At 65.0% G+C, this 17,702-nt stretch carries 15 protein-coding genes; all 15 read right to left on the reverse strand.

Annotated features, from left to right (window positions below; all coding sequences use genetic code 11):
* Positions 1–17: 17 nt before the first annotated feature.
* Entirely contained in the window at positions 18–3,755 is a 3,738-nt protein-coding gene (locus BUA26_RS13305) for a hypothetical protein (RefSeq protein WP_072761300.1), read from the reverse strand.
* On the reverse strand, positions 3,752–7,417 hold the full coding sequence (locus tag BUA26_RS13310) for a baseplate J/gp47 family protein (protein ID WP_072761301.1): 3,666 nt from the start codon (positions 7,415–7,417) through the stop codon (positions 3,752–3,754). The genes BUA26_RS13305 and BUA26_RS13310 overlap by 4 nt, the downstream gene beginning before the upstream one ends.
* Positions 7,418–7,421: 4 nt before the next feature.
* Positions 7,422–7,862 (reverse strand): GPW/gp25 family protein, encoded by a 441-nt coding sequence (locus BUA26_RS13315; RefSeq protein WP_072761302.1) that lies wholly within the window; start codon positions 7,860–7,862, stop codon positions 7,422–7,424.
* A 4-nt stretch (positions 7,863–7,866) separates the two neighbouring features.
* The gene (locus tag BUA26_RS13320) at positions 7,867–8,136 is read right to left on the reverse strand and encodes a PAAR domain-containing protein (RefSeq protein WP_072761303.1); all 270 of its coding nucleotides are present in this window, start codon (positions 8,134–8,136) and stop codon (positions 7,867–7,869) included.
* Between the two features lie 186 nt (positions 8,137–8,322).
* On the reverse strand, positions 8,323–10,089 hold the full coding sequence (gene vgrG / locus BUA26_RS13325; protein WP_072761304.1) for a type VI secretion system tip protein VgrG: 1,767 nt from the start codon (positions 10,087–10,089) through the stop codon (positions 8,323–8,325).
* Complete coding sequence (locus tag BUA26_RS13330; protein WP_072761305.1) at positions 10,086–10,811, reverse strand: CIS tube protein; 726 nt, start codon at positions 10,809–10,811, stop codon at positions 10,086–10,088. The genes vgrG and BUA26_RS13330 overlap by 4 nt, the downstream gene beginning before the upstream one ends.
* Positions 10,811–10,999 (reverse strand): DUF5908 family protein, encoded by a 189-nt coding sequence (locus BUA26_RS13335; RefSeq protein ID WP_072761306.1) that lies wholly within the window; start codon positions 10,997–10,999, stop codon positions 10,811–10,813. The genes BUA26_RS13330 and BUA26_RS13335 overlap by 1 nt, the downstream gene beginning before the upstream one ends.
* A gap of 25 nt (positions 11,000–11,024) precedes the next feature.
* Entirely contained in the window at positions 11,025–11,477 is a 453-nt protein-coding gene (locus tag BUA26_RS13340) for a phage tail protein (RefSeq protein ID WP_072761307.1), read from the reverse strand.
* Positions 11,478–11,482: 5 nt separating this feature from the next.
* On the reverse strand, positions 11,483–11,923 hold the full coding sequence (locus BUA26_RS13345) for a phage tail protein (protein WP_026636669.1): 441 nt from the start codon (positions 11,921–11,923) through the stop codon (positions 11,483–11,485).
* Positions 11,924–11,965: 42 nt separating this feature from the next.
* Positions 11,966–13,357 (reverse strand): phage tail sheath family protein, encoded by a 1,392-nt coding sequence (locus BUA26_RS13350; RefSeq protein ID WP_072761308.1) that lies wholly within the window; start codon positions 13,355–13,357, stop codon positions 11,966–11,968.
* A gap of 55 nt (positions 13,358–13,412) precedes the next feature.
* Complete coding sequence (locus tag BUA26_RS13355) at positions 13,413–14,432, reverse strand: hypothetical protein (protein WP_072761309.1); 1,020 nt, start codon at positions 14,430–14,432, stop codon at positions 13,413–13,415.
* 1 nt (position 14,433) lies between these two features.
* Positions 14,434–15,084 (reverse strand): Pvc16 family protein, encoded by a 651-nt coding sequence (locus BUA26_RS13360; protein WP_072761310.1) that lies wholly within the window; start codon positions 15,082–15,084, stop codon positions 14,434–14,436.
* On the reverse strand, positions 15,066–15,374 hold the full coding sequence (locus BUA26_RS13365; protein ID WP_072761311.1) for a hypothetical protein: 309 nt from the start codon (positions 15,372–15,374) through the stop codon (positions 15,066–15,068). The genes BUA26_RS13360 and BUA26_RS13365 overlap by 19 nt, the downstream gene beginning before the upstream one ends.
* A 33-nt stretch (positions 15,375–15,407) precedes the next feature.
* Positions 15,408–15,677, reverse strand: a complete 270-nt coding sequence (locus tag BUA26_RS13370) for a hypothetical protein (RefSeq protein WP_072761312.1) — start codon at positions 15,675–15,677, stop codon at positions 15,408–15,410.
* Between the two features lie 298 nt (positions 15,678–15,975).
* On the reverse strand, positions 15,976–16,962 hold the full coding sequence (locus BUA26_RS13375; RefSeq protein ID WP_072761313.1) for a sigma 54-interacting transcriptional regulator: 987 nt from the start codon (positions 16,960–16,962) through the stop codon (positions 15,976–15,978).
* Positions 16,963–17,702: the final 740 nt, after the last annotated feature.

Here is a 17,702-nt window from a genome sequence, read left to right on the forward strand (position 1 = left end):
GATCTCCGTCGTCAAAGTTAAAGAGTGGTTTTGCGCGGGTAGTTGCCCAGCGCGGTGTTGTCCAGGCGCACCGGATTGAAATCGCTGCCTTCATCGCAGTCGTGCAGCGTCGCGCCCGGGTAGGTATTGCGCAGTCCGGCCAGCAGCGTCGTCACCACCCACAGCCAGTAGGACGGCAAGCTGTAGGCGGCATAGCGCTCGTGCAGCAGCGCGGCGATCCTGGTCTGCGTGTCGGACGTAAAGCTCAGGTCCGCGCACAGCGTCACCGTGGGTTCGGTGAACGGGGTCAGCGCGCCGAACGCATTGCCCGCGGTGATGTTGTCGCGCATCCATGCGTAGTAGGCGCTGCCATAGTCGGTGACGATGCGTCCGGCGCAGTTGCACAGCGCCGCCGCGGTGGCGGAGCTGGTCAGCACGCCGGCGTTGAGCAGCGCTTCGACCCGTTCGATCAGCCGCTCGTCGGTCCAGTCGATCGCCGCATTGGCGTCCAGCCAGCTGCGCCAGGCGGCTTCGAAACGCTCGAACTGCCAGCCCTGGCTGGCAATGTCGGCAAAGCGCGCGCTCATCAGCGCACGCACCTGGTCCCACAGCGGCGCCGGAAACAGCGTCTTGTAGGTGCCATCGGCCGGCACCGGAACACCGGCGAACAAGGTCGTGACCGCGGCCGCCCAGGCGGCGTCATGCATGAAGCTCAGCTTCTTGTCCTCGAACCAGGCGGAGAACGCCTCGCTGAAGACATGCAGGATGGCGTGCGCATCGCCACAGGCATCGTCGCTGGACGGCGGCGTGCTGGCCGCGGTCAGCCCGTCGGCCTGCAGCAGGTCGGCCAGATCTTCCACCACCTGATCGCAGGGGTTTTCGACATAGCCGTCGTTGCCCACCCAGCAGGTCTTGGCCAGCAGGTGCGAAGGCGTTTCGCGCTCGATGGTGCGGTCGGCGTAGCGGCGCAGATCGAGATTGTCGGTGTATTGCACCGTCCAGCCGGGCATCACATAGGTGAGCCGGAACGAGTACGGATCGGCGCTGCCGCAGGTGGAGCAGCCGTCTTCGCAGCAGGCCGGATACAGTGCGTCGCCGATGAACTTCGGGCGCAGCAGGATGTGCTCGATCACCAGGGTGCGCGCACCGGCGCTCCAGGAAAGCAGCGTCTCCTTCAACGCCAGTGCTTCGGCGGCGCTGGCGAACGGCGCCGGGCTGCGGCCGATCTCAGTCGAGGAGGCATCCTCCAGCACCAGCGCGAACTGGCCGCCCGCGACCGGCGCGACCGTGTACGCCTCATCGAGAATCATGCGATCCAGCAGCTGGCGATAAGCCCCCTCGCCCGCCTTGCCCGCGCTGGCCGCCGCCACGCTCAGCGTGCCCGCCAGCTGCGCCGTGCCGATGCCGTCGACCAGCTTGTAGTCGACCGGATACACACCCGCTACCGGCGCACCGGCGGTCCACTGATAGCTCAGATCCGGATAACCCAGCAGCAGATTGATGCGTTGCTTGATGCCCGGCTCGTTGCCCGGCGCATTCGGCTCGACCTGGTAGTCGAAAGCCTTGGCGCGATCGTGGCTGACCGCCGGATAGCGGCGCAGGAAGGCGATCTTGCTGGCGATCAGCTGCTCTTTCGCTACCGCGTCGCCGGCGGCCTGGGTCAGCAGTAGCGCATATTCGCTGAACTGCTCGCCGAAGCGCGCCAGCAGATGATCGAGGAAGGCATTGCGCCGGCTCTGGAACGCGGCGGGTGTTTCCACCAGCGCCTCCACCGCGGCACGGGTCAGCTTCATCGGATCCGCGATATCGGCCAGATCCTTGATCGTGTCGGCGTCGAAGGCTTTGACGAAGTAGGTGCGCGACACCGAAGCATCGAGCGAAAACAGATCCGAGGTATGCGCCAGCTGCGCCAGAGCATCGCCGAGCAGTTGTTCGAACACCAGCAGATACGCCTTGAGATTGCGCGCCTGCGCCTTGCGCGCCGGCAGCGCGCGCGGCGGCAGGCCGTCCGGACCGATGCCATAAGTCAGCGGGAAGCTGTACTGCACCGGGAAGTAGTCCTCCGGTTGCCGGTACACCCCCGCCGGCACCGGCAGATCGTTCGGCGCGCCGGGGTTCTTCGGCCGCTCCGCATCGCCGCGAAGCTGGTTGAGCGTGTCCGTCGCCTCGTCGACGCGCGGCAGGAACGGCAGCCCGTCCTTGTAGAACAGGAAGCGCGACTGGTTCAGATACAGCCGCGGCTGGTGCCGCGGACTGATCGCCAGCAGCCAGGCCGCGCTGGTACGGCTCGGGTCGTAGACCGGTTGGTCGTTGATCCAGGCCGGATCGGCGGCGCCGGCCACGATCTGGCCCTCGTCGTCGTACTTGGTCATGCGTAGCTGGTTCACCGCCACCACGCCGTCGATATCCATCAGCAGATGGATCATGTCGGACGCGCGCAGCATCGCCTTGAGCTCGGCCGCGGCCAGGTCGGCGTCTTCGATAAAACCATTGGCCAGGGCCGGACCGTCGAAGATGTCCTCCACCGCCACACCCCGGCCCTGCAGCTCCTGCAGCGTGCGGAACGGCACCGGCGGCGTCATGTACTGCTCCAGCGAGAACCAGATGCAGGCCTGCACGCGCTCGATATCGGCATCGGGCCGCACTTCGACATCGGCGCAGACCGCCACGTCTTCCACGCCGGCCCGATCGATCAGGCAATAGTCCTCGCCCAGGTTGCGGCACTGCTGCAGCGCGGCCTTGGCGCCGGCGACCGCCGCGGCGGTGGCCTTGGCCTTCTTGCGATAGCGCAGCACGAAGCCGGCGGGTGTGGCGTCGGTGAACAGCGTGCGCCAGGCGTCGGCGCTGACCGCGTTCTGCACCGCGTTATCGGCGAACACGCGCAACGCCGCATTCTCGATATCCACGACATCCGGCGAGCCGGTGAAGCTGATGCTCAGGCTCACATAGAACACATCGCCCCACTGCTGGCGCAGATAGGCATCGCGATCGGCCGGGTTCGGCAGATCGAATACGTTATAGGTCTTGGTCGCGCCCAGCCGGGTCAAGGTGATGCTGAAGGCGGCCGGGTTGGCGAAGCTCCCATCGTCGGTAAGGAAGCGCTGCCACGCATCGCGCTCCAGCAGCGCGATATCCGGGAAGCGCAGTTCCATCAGGATCGGATGTGCGCCGTCGCTGTCGTGATAGACGCTGTTCTGCTCGACCAGGCGGTCGTTGAGATCGCCCAGCTCCGGATCGTCGTCCAGCTCCAGCAGGGTTTCGTACAGACCCAGCACCCAGGTCTCGCTGGCCGGGTTGGGCGGATTGGCCGGCTGGCCATACTGCAGCACCAGATTGCCAGCCAGATCGCAGTACGCCCAGTAGCTGACCTCGCAGGCGCAGGTCTTGCACAGCACCCAGGCATCGCTGACCGCGGGCAGATCGATCAGCATGCGGCGGAAATCGGCGATCGTGGTCGGATTGACCGTCAGTACTTCGCGCGCGGTGAAGAAGGCCTGGTCCGGATACGGCCGCAACGGATCGGCGGACGGCACCGCGGGCGCGAGGATGTCCTCGATATCCCACTCGATGCGGTAACCCACGTCGGTGATGGCGTAGCACAGCGCTTCGAGGATGGTGATGCCCGGATCGTGGATGTTGTAGTCGGTCCACTGCTGGTGGCCCGCCTGCTGCACGTGGCCGATGCCTTCGCGCCGCAGCTGGTAGTAATCCACTGAAGGATCGAGCACCGGCTTCGCCACGAGCGCCGGCATGTTGAGTGGCTGGAGGCTGTTCATGCGTCGCACCCGCAGCTTTCCGCCAGCGCTGGGTCCGGTGCGGGCTTGATGACGGTGATCTGGTGTTTGCTGGCCGGCGCCGAGACCAGGATGGACACGGCGCGCGAGCCGGTGGCCTCGTCCAGGTCGACGCTGCCCGGCGCCTGGCACGGCAGGTCCTGGAACAGGCGGAAGTCGGTGACGTAGTCGACGCAGGCCTGGGTTTCCACGAAATGGATCAGCGCGGACTTGTAGATCTTGCCGCCGAACGAAGGCGTGCCGGTACCGTCGAACGCCCACGGCGACAGGAAGCGGGTGATCGCCTGCTGCAACTGGGTCGTGTAGTACGCCTCGTCGTAGCCGTCGCGCAGCTTCAGGGTGAAGGACACCCGCACTTCCTCGAACTGTGGGTTCTTCACGTGCAGCTGCACGAAGCCGCTGCAGCGCTGGGCCAGATAGGTCTGGATCTCGCCGAGCAGGCCCAGGCTGGTGTAAGGCTTGAGCGGATCGCGCTGCACCTGTCCGCGCAGATTCGGCAGCGCGATCAAGGTGACATGGCCCGGCGCCAGCTCGCGATAGATGCCGCCGCTGCACAGCCCACCGCCCAGATTGTCGGCGGGCTCGTACTGGGTATGGTTGAGGCACTTCACCTTGTAGATCGACGGGAACGCTTCCAGCACCAGCCGCTCGTAGTCCCACAGATCGATCGCGCGATCCTTGTGCCGCAGGCGCTCGCTGATGCGTCGATAGAAATCCGCGCCGCTTTCGGCGCCGCGTCCGCCGAACGATGGATACGGCTGGGTGATGCCCTTGACCGACGCATCCGGCGCGGCGAGCTGAGTCACCGTGCCCGGCGGCAATGGCGCGGCCGAGAAGTCCGGCGCATTGCCCTGATCGGCGAACACCGCCTCCAACGCCTGCGCCGCCACCAGCTTCAGCCGGCACACCGCATCGCTGGCCTCGTGCACGGCGGCGCGGATCCAGTACTGGCCGGCGGGCAGCAGATGGTTGTCGCTGCTGGCGTCGCGCGGCACGGCAAAGGTGACGATGCCGGAGTCGAGCAGGCCGCCGGTCGCATCGACCACGGCGTTCTGCGGGAATGGCACCCACAGGTCGTCGACCAGATAGGACCAGTCGATATGCGGCACCGGCTTGTTCGCCAGCGGATTGGCGGTGCCGTCCGCCACTTGGAACAGCAGCGCCAGATTCTGCGGCGGCACCAGGCCGGCCAGGCCGATATACAGCTCCGCCTCGCTGCTCAGCACCGCACCGCCGCGCACGAAGGAGAACGGCGGCAGCAGCGGAATCGGCGCACCGTTGCACAGATAGGGATGCCGCTCGGCGGTGCCGAACGGCGCCAGATGGAAGAAGCGGCCGACGCGCGTCTGGAACGAGGTCGCGGTACCGCTCTGCAGCGCCAGACTGGTGGACGACACATAGGACAGCGTCAGCGCCGCGGCGACCGGCCCCTGCGGCGGACGCGCGCCCGGACTGGTGGTGATGGTCTTGCGCAGATATTCGATCAAGTCGCTCTGGTACTGATCCTGGCCGACATTGCCGTTGAGCCGCACGCGCAGATAGCCCTGCCGCGCCGGCGTGGTGTAGGGCTCATCGGGCGTGACATCCGGCGCGTCGGAGACGGCAGCGTTGACACTGTCGTCCAGCGTGACGTAGGCGGTGGTCGAGCCGATGCCAAGCGACGACCAGGAGGTGGCGGCATTGGACCAGCTGCCGGAGGTCAGCAGATCGACCGTCACGCCCGTCGCTGTCGCGCTGGAGGCGTACACCACCGGCGGGGTCTGCCAGGTCAGCGTGATCGACAGCCATTCCAAGTGCTTCTGGAACGCTTCCTTCGAGCCGACCACCAGGCCGCTGTTGGCCACCGGCGAGGCGCCGAATGGCTGGAACGGCTTGGACAGATCCAGCGGCCCGAAATCGTTGGTCGCCGCCACTGTCTTGATGCCGTCGACCCAGGTGAACAGCTCGATCGAGGCCAGCACCAGGCCTTGCATGGCGGCGTAGGCGTAATGGCGCTGCGGATCCTGCTTGAGCGTGACCAGCAGCAGCGGCAGTTCGGTGTCGAAGTTGTAGCCCTGCGTCGCCGCCGTGTACGGCACGATGGCCTCGTCGGCGCCGGTCAGCGCGATCACCAGATCCAGCGTATTGCTGCCGCTGGGCGCGAAGTACGAGGGATCGCGCTGCAGCCAGCCCTTGGCGGTGCTGAGCTGGCACTGCACGTCGTCGGTCAGGTCGAAGCCCGCCGGCAGCGCATCGCGCAGCTGCAGCCGGGCGAATACGTAGCGCGTGCCCTCGGCCAGCAGCAGATGGTGCGAGGCGATGGCGAAGCCCACCTGCGCGGGCGGCATGTCGATCGCGGCCAGCTCGCCGTCTACGTAGTCCTTGTTGAAGAACGGTTGCCAGGACAGGTCCGGCGAGGTCAGCGCCGCGCCCAGTCCGTCATCGGAGTTGGCCACCGGTGAGGCGAACAGCCGGCCCTGGTCGTCCTCGCCGCTGCTCAGCGGTTCGCTGCCATGGCGGTATACGGTCTTCAGCGGGGCGACGCTGGCCTTGTTCGCCACCATGTCGTCGACGCTGGCGAAGAACGCCGGCTTGCCGCCGGCATCCTTGCCCGCCTTGAACGGCGTACCCGGTGCGAAATCGAACTGCGTCGCCTGCTTGCCCAGCTCCGCCAGCAGATGCACATGCCCCGGCTGCGCCGGCCGCGGCTGCAGGCCGAGGATGGTCGAGTAATAGAAATCCAGATGCCGCCGGGTCAGCCCGTTGGCCGAGTCCCTGGCATGCGTCAGCAGCTGCAGGAAGGCCAGATACAGCGCGTAGTGCGGCGCGTGATCGGACGCGTTCGCCAGCGCGTCTGCCAAGCCCGCCTGCGCCTCGCTGACGGTGCGCATCAGCACCTTCAGGAACAGATCGAACACCGAGCGGAACAGGTTATGCGTGGCGCAGTGATTGATGCGCGTGAACGGATCGGGCGGACCGCCCGCGCCATACACCGAATCATCCGCCGCGATGCCGCTGACATAGCCGGGCCACGCCGCATTGCCGCTCCACGCGCCGGACAGGCCGCCGGACAGCACATCGGCGAAGGCCTTGGCGTCGTACTGCAGTACGCGCAGCGGCGGCGCCACCACGTTGATCACGCCCAGCGCCATGCCGCCCTTGTAGTAGGCGACCAGCCGCGCGAACGCCGGCGCCAGCTGGGTGCGCAGCAGATTGTCCAGCGTGCCCTTCAGCGGCGTCTCGTCCGATAGCTTCTGCTGCAGCTGGTCCAGCGCCTCGGCCAGGGTGCCGATGGCCGCGTACAGATAGCCCAGGCGATCGCGCAGTCCGCTGGCGTCGCCGTCGTTGTCCATGTCGTTGAGGAAGTCGAACCATTCGCGCACCTGGATCTTGTACGCATCGACATCCTCGATCGCGGCGACCGCCAGCGGCACCGCCATGTCGCCGCCGAAGTAGTCGCGCCAGTCGCCGACCAGCGCGTTGGCGGCGCTGTAGCGGCTGAGCAGGCCGGCATAGGCATGGGCGAACACGATGTCGTGCGCGACCGTGCGCGCATCCACCGGCGCCGCATCCGGCGACAGCGCAGCCGGGGCGCGCTCGTCCTGGCTGGTGCCTTCGCGCACCAGCTTCAGAGGATCGTCGTTATGGGAGCAGTCGTTGGCCATGACGTCAGCTGTTGTCCGGCAGCAGGTTGGTCGTGGTGAGATTGATGTCGGTGCCTTCGCGGATGTAGTACGGATAGACGAAGTTGAAGCGCGAGTTGGTCGAGCGCACCGTGTAGGCGACCTGGATCAGCACCACGCCCTCGGCGATGTCGCTGTCGTCCAGGGTGACCTGGTCCAGCGTCACGCGCGGCTCGAAATACAGCACCGCCGACTCGATCTTGTCGGCGATCAGGGTCTTCATCCGCGTGTCCAGGCTCTCGAACAGCAGCTCGCTCAAGTTGCAGCCGTAGGCCGGCTGCATCACCCGCTCGCCCGGCCGCGTGCTCAGCAGCACATGCAGGCTCGAAGCGACATCGGCTTCATCCTCCAGCATCGCCACGCCCGGCACCGCTCCGCTGAAGTCCGGCGGAAATGACCAGCCCCTGCCGAGAAAATCCAGATCCATGGCCTCAGCCTCCGATCAGCACGGTGGGACAGCCGGGCGCGCTGACCATGCCGCCCGCGCCGGTGGGATCGCCGATGCGCGCGGCCGGCAGGCCGCCGATCAGCACCGTCATCGAGCCCAGCAGAATCACGTCCAGGCCGCAGCCATCGCTCATCCGCGCCGCCGGCAGGCCGCCGATCAGCACCGTCGGCGCAGCCGGCGGGATGATCGGCACGGGCGCGCCGAAGGTGGCGGAGCTGACGATCATGTCGGTCACTCTTGCGGCGAGTCCCATGGCCTGATTCCGTCCGTTGCATCCCTTGCTAAGCCGCACCCATCGCAACGGGTGCAACACCTTGATGCCCTCAACCCACCTCACCGTCATTCCAGCGAAAGCTGGCATCCAGGGCCTTAGAGGCGCTGGACCCCAGCTTTCGCTGGGGTGACGAACGGGAAAGGTGGCGAGTTCTGTTCGTCATGCTCAATTGATCTGCACTATTCCGCCCTTGATCACCGTGGTCGCATCCCCGCTGATCTTGGTCTGCGCTCCCGACAGCTCGACCGTGCCGGTGCCGGTGGCCTTGAAGCCGCTCTTGGCGCTGAACTCGGTATTGGTGCCGGAGAGCTTCACGTCCTTCTTCGCCTTGAACACCAGGTCCTTGGCGCTCTCGATGGTGATGCCGTCGCCATCGAGGGTGATGCTGTTGCCGTTCTGGTCCTTCAGCACGATGCCCTTGGCGTCTTCGGACAAGCTGATCTTGTTGCCGGCCGGGGTTTCCAGGCCGATCACTTTCTTCTCGTCGTCGAAAGTCAGCTTGAGTTTTTCGCGGCTGACGTAACCCTTGTGCTGGTTATCGTCCTTGGCTGGCTCCGGCGCCGGATGCGCACTGCTGTGGCATTGACCGAGCACCACCGCGTAGCGCGGATCGTCGCCGAGAAAACCGACGATCACTTCGTCGCCGATCTCCGGCCGGAAATACGTGCCGCGTCCCTTGCCGGCATCGAGCGTGGCCAGGCGCGCCCAGATGCCGTCCTCGCTGGTGGAGACCAGCGGCAGACGGCACTTGATGCGGTCCTCGCCGGCCGGATCGTTTTCCAGCTGGGTGACCACGCCGATCTGCAGGCCGGCCACTGCCGGCAACAAGCCACCGGCGGGCAGCGGACGCAGCTCGTAGGTCTCGGCGAAAGTCTCCGGACCCAGGCCAAACTGAATATCGGTTTCCCAGTTGCCGCCGGCCACGGTCTGGCGCACGGCGGACACGTACAACTGGCCCTGGAAGCGCTGGCCGATACCGTCGATCTGCACCACCTGCCCCGGCTGCACGCCGGCGAAACCCTGGCAGCGCGCACGGCCGCGCAGGCGCGCCAGGCGCATGCGCTGCAGCCGCGCATCGGCCCAGGCCTGCAGCTGCGCCTCGTCGAGCGCGCCGCCGTGGAAGATATCGTCCACGTCATCGCCGGCCACCTTGGCCAGATCGGCCGCGGCGATATTGCCGGCGGCCGGCGGCGAAGGCTCGGCGGCATCGGCATGGATGGCCTCCTGGTCGGCCGCCTTCCAGCTCAGCGCCTTGATGCCCTTGCTCTGCCAGCGCGCATCCATCTCCACGTCCAACTCCAGTACGGTGGCGCCGTAGCCGAGCTTCAGCACCGGCGCGCCGTCGAACTTGGGCTTGGCCACGGCGACCTTGTCGTCGCCGACCAGCACCACCTGCCCGTTCGCCTCGGCGCGGCAAAGCAGGAAATCCCAGTCGCTGGCGTCGTACTGCACGACTTCTTTCAGGTCGGGCTTGGTCGCCTCGACATCGTTGGCTAGACCGTGCGCGTCCAGCAGGGCACCGGCGATATCGCTGTCCTTCTGGTTGACGAAGTACTTGCTCTTGCGCGAGGTGGTCATCTTCACCGCGTCGGCATAGCAGTCCACGCTGAGCGTGCTGCCGTTCTTGCGCACCTTCAGGCGCTGCTTGACCACCGTGCCCTTGAACACCTTGGTGTTCTGCGAGCGGTAGCCGAACTGGATCTCGATACTCTTGCCCGGCGCGAACAGATCGCCGTCGCTGGCCGGAAAGGTGGCCTTCGATGCTTCGCCGTCGTCGATCAGCAGCACCGCCATGGGAATCCGGTTGAGCTCGCGCGTCACCGTCACCGACTGCACATGCAGGGTGCCGGGAATCGCCTGGCCGCCGATCAGGATCTCGACGGTGCAGATATCCGGAGTGGCCGGCGTGGGGACGGCGGACGGATCGCTCACGTCCCACCTCCCGTGCCGCTGGTCTGGGTCTTGGCGATCGGCGGGAAGCGCAAGGTCATCCCGGGTGTCAGCTCACGGAAATTGCCCAGGCCGTTGCGATCGGCCACCTGCAGGTAATAGCGCGGATCGCCATAGATCTGCTGGCACAGCAGCGGCAAGGTATCGCCCAGCTTCGCCTGCCGCACGTGGGTCAGGTCCGGCGACTGTTTGTTTTCCTTGGCGGCGCGCTTTTCCTCTTCGATGCTGCTCTTGAAGGTCACCTTGGCGGTGGCGCGGATCGGCGTGCCGTCGGATTTGAACAGCTTGTAGACGATGTCCACCGCGGTGACGCGGCCTTTGAAGATCGAGTTCTCGCCCCACACCAGCTTGAAATGCCGCGGCTCGTGCGCGTCGCCCTGGTAGTCGATGATCACCTTCTTGAACTTCACCAGGTCGTCGGCGATCGAATCGCGCGGCTCGCCGTCGATGATGCCGGTGTTGTCGAACAGGAACTCGAAGGCCATCTCCGAGGGCTCGGTGTACTCGTACTTCAGCTGCTTGCCGCTGCTGCCGTGCCCCTGCCCGCCTTCGGAGAACTTCAGCTTGTAGGAAAGCGTGTAGGTCTCCGGATTGATCAGGGCCTCGAAGGAATCGTCGGCCTCGGCCACCCCGCCGTTCTCCGCGGCCTTGGAGTCCGCGAAGGCGAGGATCAGCATCTTGCCGTGCTTGCCGGAGTCGGCCATCAGCGTTCCTTTCTCGCCTGGAGCAGTTCGAACACCTGCTCCACGCATTCGGCCACCAGCTCGTCCTTGCCCGCCGCCGCACCGGCCGCCGCAGCCTGTTTCGCCGCGCCGGGAGAGCCGCCGTGCGCCTCGGGCGGCTTGCCCGAGACGGCGACGCGGATGTGCAGTTCCTTGATCTCGACCGGCATGTCCGATGGCCCTGGTGGTGGATGACTACTGCCCGTCCTGCAGGCTGAAGTAGCGGTACGACAGCTCCATGGTTTCGATCACCACGCTGTTTTCGTTCGCGTTGAGATCGCTGATCAGCCACTTCTTCGGAATCGCGTGCGCCACGTTCCAGGTGCGCAGCGATTGCCCCTGCTCGTTCATCAGGATCACGTTGATATCCGCAGGCGAGAACTCGCGATCGCGGAACGCCGCCGTGAACCAGTCCAGCACCGCCGAGCCCATCAGCATCCCGCGCTTGAGCACCAGGTCCGCGTACTTGGTGCGGACCGGCAGCTTGTGCTCGAAGCGGTTCTCGCCGCCTTCCTTGAAGCTCTCGAAGTCGTACTCGACGGACAGGCCCGAAACGGTCTGGAAGCGCGCGTCGGCCGGGCCGGGCTTGCTGTCGAGCATGAACTCGACCTTGTAGTAGAAGCTCCAGGGCGGGTAGTAATCGCTCATGGCGGTCAGACGTCGATATGGCTCAGGCCTTCATGAGCGATTTCGACGCTCTCGATGGCGATCTCGTTGGCGTCGGACTTCAGGTCCGGCGCGGTGACCTTCAGCGGGAAGCAGCGCGAGGCTTTCCATGCCGCCACCGGCTGATGCTTCTCGTTGAGCAGGCGGATGATCACGTCGCGGCGCTTGTTGGCGCGATCGTCGGCGACGTCCTCGAACCAGGTGTTGAAGTCGACGTCCTTCTCGAACTTGCCGCGCTTGAGCACCAGGGCCGCGGTTTTCTGCAGGCCGGGCTGAGCGATCTTGTGGAAGTCCTGGCTGTCGCTGTGGCGGTACTCGATCTTCTCCCGCTCCATCACCAGGCCGGTGACTTCGGTGAAGCTGATCATCGTGCCGCCCCAGTCCACCTGGAAGTGGAATCGCGGCAGGGGATACGCTTGCTGACTCATGGCTCAACTCCTGTTGAAAAGATCGACTCGGGACGAGCGGCTTCAGGACACGGGCATCGTCTGCACGAAGCGCAGCACGATGAATTCGGCCGGCCGCACCGGGCACAGCCCCACCACCACCACCATGCGGCCTTCCAGCACGTCCAGCGCGGTCATGGTGCTGCCCAGGCCGACCTGCACCGAGTACGCGTCCGCGGCCTTCGCACCCATCAGCGCGCCCTGGCGCCATAGCGAATTGAGGAAGTTCTCGATCATGCCCTTGACCTTGACCCAGGTATTGGCGTCATTGGGCTCGAACACGAACTGGCGGGTGGCGCGGCGGATAGATTCCTCGGCGAAGATGCAGAAGCGGCGCACGTTGACGTAGCGCCACTCGTTGTCGTTGCCGGCCAGCGTGCGCGCGCCCCAGACCAGGGTGCCCAGGCCGGTGAACGCGCGGATCGCGTTGACCGACTTGCCGCTCGTGCTGTCCACGTTCATGGTGTCCTGCGCGGTGCCGTCGATGGTGATGGTCGGCTGGATCGCATCGGCCACGCTCAGGTTGGCCGGCGCCTTCCACACGCCGCGCGCGTTGTCGACCGCGGCGTAGATGCCGGCCATCGCGCCGGACGGCGGCAGCTTGCAGGCGAGCTTGTTGATCGCGCCGATGGCCAGGTTGTACGACTGGTTGTCGCTGGTCTCCAGCGTGCTGAGCTTGGCCGCCGGGGAGGCGCCAACCGTCACATCGGTCTGGGTGTCGTCATAGGCGAAGCGCACCGTGGTTTCCAGGTTCGGCGCGTAGGCGGCGCCGTACTTGAGGTTGTTGGCCGGGGTGCCGTTGTCGCGGAATTTCTTGACCGCGGCGCCGATGTCGGTGCCGGGATCGTTGAGCGACAACGTGTCGCCATGCGTATCCATGATCAGGAAGCGGTTCTGCAGCGCCGCGCATTGCTGCAGCGCCTGGTCATACAGCGACTTGCAGTCGGCGATGCCCAGGTACTGCGCTTCGGGGAACACCAGCAGGGTCGGCTCGTCTTCCTTGCCGATCGCGGTCAGGCCGCTTTCCAGCTCAGTGAGCACCAGCGCCTTGTAATCGGCCACCGAGCAGATGTAGCAAGGCCCGCCGCCGTTATCGAAGTACAGCCGCACCGCGTACCACATCAGATGCACGGAGCGATCGGCCTCGGCCAGGGTCGCCACCGCATTGACGCTGCCATTCGTGGCGGTGGTGACGGCGACCTTGATCTTCACCTCCGGATCGGCGCCGCCGAAATACTTCTCGTACTCGACCATCGAGGTGATGCGCGTCGGCTTCAGCGTGAGATCGCCAGCCGTATACAGCGTCGCCTGCTGGGTGTAGCCGATAAAGGCGGGGATCGCCGTGGCGACGCCGGCCACCGAAGGCGGCAGCGCCGAGATTTCTTCAACGTAGACGCCAGGTGTGTTGTAGGCCATGACCGTGAACTCCCTCTATTCCGCGTGCTGGTTCAGTGGACGTATGTGAGAAGACCTAGATGTAGATCTCCGAAACGAGCTGCGTGATGCGCGCGCCGCTCATCTGCGCCTTCACGATGCCCTGCGAAGGCTTCTGCCGGGTGCCCGCATTGCCGAAGAACGTGAGCGGCAGCGGTTGCGTTTCGGGGGCGCCAGGCGCGCCGGTCTGCTTGTCGAGATAGGTCCACCAGGTGGACCGGTTCTTCAGTCGCACTTCGTAGACGGTGGCAGGCGTTTTCGGTGCGCCCGTGCCATCGACGAAGCTGAAGTCGTCATCGCTCGCGCGCACGGCGGTGAGCGTGATCAGGGCGAATACGTTGTCCGGCACGTCATCACTCAGTTGCACGCCGCGCGCCGGCGCGCCGACCACCCCGGCCGGGGGCACGATGGCCGGCACGTCGCCCTGATGCAGGAACACCGGCAGGTCGGTGGCGGAGGCCGCCAACTGCTGGGTGGTAGCGCCGGGGTTGTCGCTGGTCAGTTGCAGCAGTGCGCCGGCGGAAAGCACCATCGCCTCCACCGCGTCGCTGGCGGCGGGCGCCGGATAATCGCGCGACAGGAACAGCACCTGGCCCGCGCCGAGCGTGCGCTTGGCCCCGGTGAGATTGGACAACACGGGCACGTCCGCCTTGTAGCGATAGATCACCCGGGTCGGCGACAGGTCGGTGGGATCGGCGGCTTCCTGCACGGTCTGTGGGCGGAAGGTCAGCGCCGTGTAGTCCAGGCAGTCGCCATTGGCGATCGACACCGCGAACGAGAACGTGGCAGCCGCATCGAACGTCGCTTCACTCGGCGCCGCCACCGTGAAGCCCTGCCCCGTTGGCATGAACAGGCAGCGCAGACCGCTGAGCTGCTTGAGCGTGGACGGCGTCGGAGTCACGCGCAGCAGCGGCCGCACGTCGTAGCTCAACAGGCGCTCGGCCTGCATGTCCGCCGCAAGGGTGTCGAAGCGCTGCCCACCGTCGTCCAGCCAGTAGTGATGCAGCAGCCTCACCTCGAACAGGCGGCGGTAAGAGGTGGTCGAGCGCTCGCTCATTTCAGCCCCCCAAGCCCATCTGCCGGAAGGACGGCGCGGAGGTATCGCCCGCCACCTCGGTGATCAGGCCGGCCTCGGCCTGGGTAGCACGGAACTTCATCTCCAGCAGGCGCAGCGTGTACAGCGCGAACGGATACTGCTTGCCACCCAGCGTACCCCAGAGATGGTTCACCTCTTCCAAGGTCGGCGAATAGATGTCGAAGATCAGCTTGAAGGTTTCGAGCTGGTCCAGCGGATTGGTCGGCGCGTTGGTTCCTAGCGAATCCGGCGCCACCGAGTCCTGGTTAAACATATTGCTGAACTGGAAGAACTTGATGGTGCGCGAGAGCAGCAGCAACGCATTGGTATAGCTGGTGTGTGTGGCCACAACCATGATGTGAAAGTTGAGGTACAGCGCAGGGTTCTGGTACTGCACGCGCAAGGTGGCGTCGTTGCGCACGGGCTGGACCAGGTTCTTGAGCGTCTTCTCCTCGCGGATGTTGATCATCGAGAATGCCAGCACGTCGCGCGGAATCGCTCCGGGACTGCTGCCACCCACGCCCTCGGCGATGTTGCCCAGGCGCACCTGGGGCGACACTGCTGGCGGCCCGTAAGCGTCGGCCAAGTGCCGCTCCAGTTCGTTCGCTACGATGGTCAAAGCATGTGAAAGCATGCTTGCCCCCTGGCTCCACAACGGATACCGCAGTGATCGGAGAACCGGTCGAGCAGCGTGGTGATCTCCCTGTTGTCGCCGCCAGGCGCATCCGCGGGGAAACACCGCAGGTCAAACAGCTCCGCCTTCTTCAGCGTGTACACGCCGGCCTCGGTATCCGGATCGTCGTTACAGGTGGTGTCATCCAGTGGCGCGCTGCCCGACATCGATGTGGCCGCCCCCGTCATGGCGCGGGTACTGCTGGGTATCCCCTCGATATAGATACCCGGATGACTTGGGGTGGCTGACATGGCGGCTTCCTCGGGGATGACGAAGTGCGTCCGTCACTGCAGCGACGGGTGATCGGCGTGGTTCAGCGCGTAAAGCACGTTGCCGCCGGGAAGTCGGTCGCAGCGCAACTGGCCACGCTCGACCATGAGGTCCAGTGCTTTCTCGATGCGTTGGCGTTCGGTTTCGTAGCGCTGCTTCGGCAGCCACCAGCTCACGATGCCGTCGAGTGTGTCGGCGGCATCGGGGTGCTGCGCCAAATAGGCCAGTACCGCGCACTCCACTTCACGCCAGTCAGTTTGCTTTGGGTTTTGCCGATGGCTCATGCGTCACCTCCATGTCGCAGGTGATCCAGGCAATCGCCGTGCCAACCACCGCGATGAGCGAAATGGCGTCAGATGGGGATGTCGCACGATGGTGCTGCGGAGAACCGGGTGAGGTTTGACCCGGTTTACGTATGCGGGTGGGTCAACTCGCACCCGTGGGTGTTGCGCAATGCCAAAAGCCCCCGTTGCCCGCGGAGAAAATGCGGAAACCCGAGATTGCCTTCCGGAGAGGCGGAGCCAAGGGCTTGCGCTTTCCGGGCACCCTCTTACGAGCAGGAGAGGAGAAGGCGACTACCCGCTACCGAAATACCCCTGTCTCGATGTGGTGCTTCTTCAGCAGCTTACCGAGCTGCCGCCGATCCGTACCGGAAAGGCGCGCCGCAGCGGTGATGTTTCCGGCAGTCTTCGTCATCAGACCAAAAAGATAGGAGCGCTCAAACGCACACATCGCGTTATGCTTCGCGGAAACGTAACGCAGCTCGGTTTCGTCCTGGAGCATCTTTGCCGGCGAGTTCGATGAAATATTCGGCGCGGATGCGATGAGGCCGTCGAGAATAAAGGCGTCTATCACCGCCCCGTCCGTACCGAGGTACGCACGCAATACGACGTTCTCCAGCTCGCGCACATTGCCGGGCCAGTCGTGCGCATCGAGTACCCGCAAAGCCCCATCGGTCCATCGCTTGGCAGGCCTGCCCAGCCTCTGGGCAACTTGCCGAAGGAAATGCTCCGCGAGCATCGGTACATCACCCCCGCGCTCACGCAGTGGAGGCAGACGCACATGCAAAGCGTTGAGTCGGTATTGCAGGTCGCGCCGAAACAGACCGGCCGCTACCTGCGTCTCTAGATTGGCGTTGGTGGCTGCGACGATGCGCGCGCTCGAAACGCGCGCCACGCCGCAGCCGACGGGCCGATATTCGTTGTTCTCAAGAAAGCGTAGCAAGGTCACTTGCGCCTTGATGGATAGCGAATCCACCTCGTCAAGAAACAAAGTACCGCCACGCGCGTGGTCGATCAGTCCCGGCTGTGCGCTTCTGGCATCGGTGTAGGCACCGCGCTCATGCCCGAACAGCTCGTTCTCGATCAGGGTGTCAGGCAGCGCGCCACAATTCACCGGCACGAACGGCTGCTCGCTGCGTTCGCTGGCGTAGTGGATTTCCCTGGCGGCGAGTTCCTTCCCGGTTCCCGTCTCGCCTTCGATCAGCACTTGCACGTCGCACCGGGCATAACAGTGCAGCTGCGCGCGCATCTGCCCGAAAATATTGGATTGACCCAGCATGACCGGCATCGTCCATCTCCCCAGAAGCGCCATCGAGCCCCCGACGCTCCATACCAACAGGCAATGCATACCCCCGGATATCGACGGTGCCGGGCGGCGACTCGCAGGACTTATGCGCGGCGCTCCACGCTACCTCATCGGTAGAAAACTACCATCGACAGAAAGTTGTAAGTGTGCGCAAGTCGACCAACTTGACATCGGTTGACTTGGCCGTCCCGACAGGGACGAAATTCAATGAATTTCAGGCGCTTCCCCGACCTCATCGACTTGGCTTCAGAGTCCCGCCGCGATCCACGTTCGGGGAACGACGGATCTGGCACGCAACTACCGAAATCTTGCAACGAAAGTGGCTGGTTCGAATGGATGGCGACCGCCCCTCGACGTCCCATGCCGCCTGTTTTCGATAACGCCTCAACCCATCGGCTTTTCACCTATTGGCTTGTGCGATTGCACGTCGTTCACCTGCAACTACACCGACTGTCACCGACGTATAGCCTGACTCGCAGACCAGTCCCAGCGTGACAAATCCTCATAGCTGGCGCTGTAGGTGAATACCTACACAATGCGTAGGAGACTTCGCGGCATGGCCCGTACAGTAGCCAGTAGCTGCGCAAGCTTGTCGGTCACTACAATTTCCAAGAGCTGCTCGAAAACGCCGTCCGGCAAGCGACGCACCCCCGAACTTTGCCGCTGAGTGTCCATTCCAAAGAAAGCATGGAATCCCGTGCATTGCGATGGAAGGAGCAGCA

Source organism: Rhodanobacter sp. OK091, assembly GCF_900142825.1.
Classification (GTDB): Bacteria; Pseudomonadota; Gammaproteobacteria; order Xanthomonadales; family Rhodanobacteraceae; genus Rhodanobacter.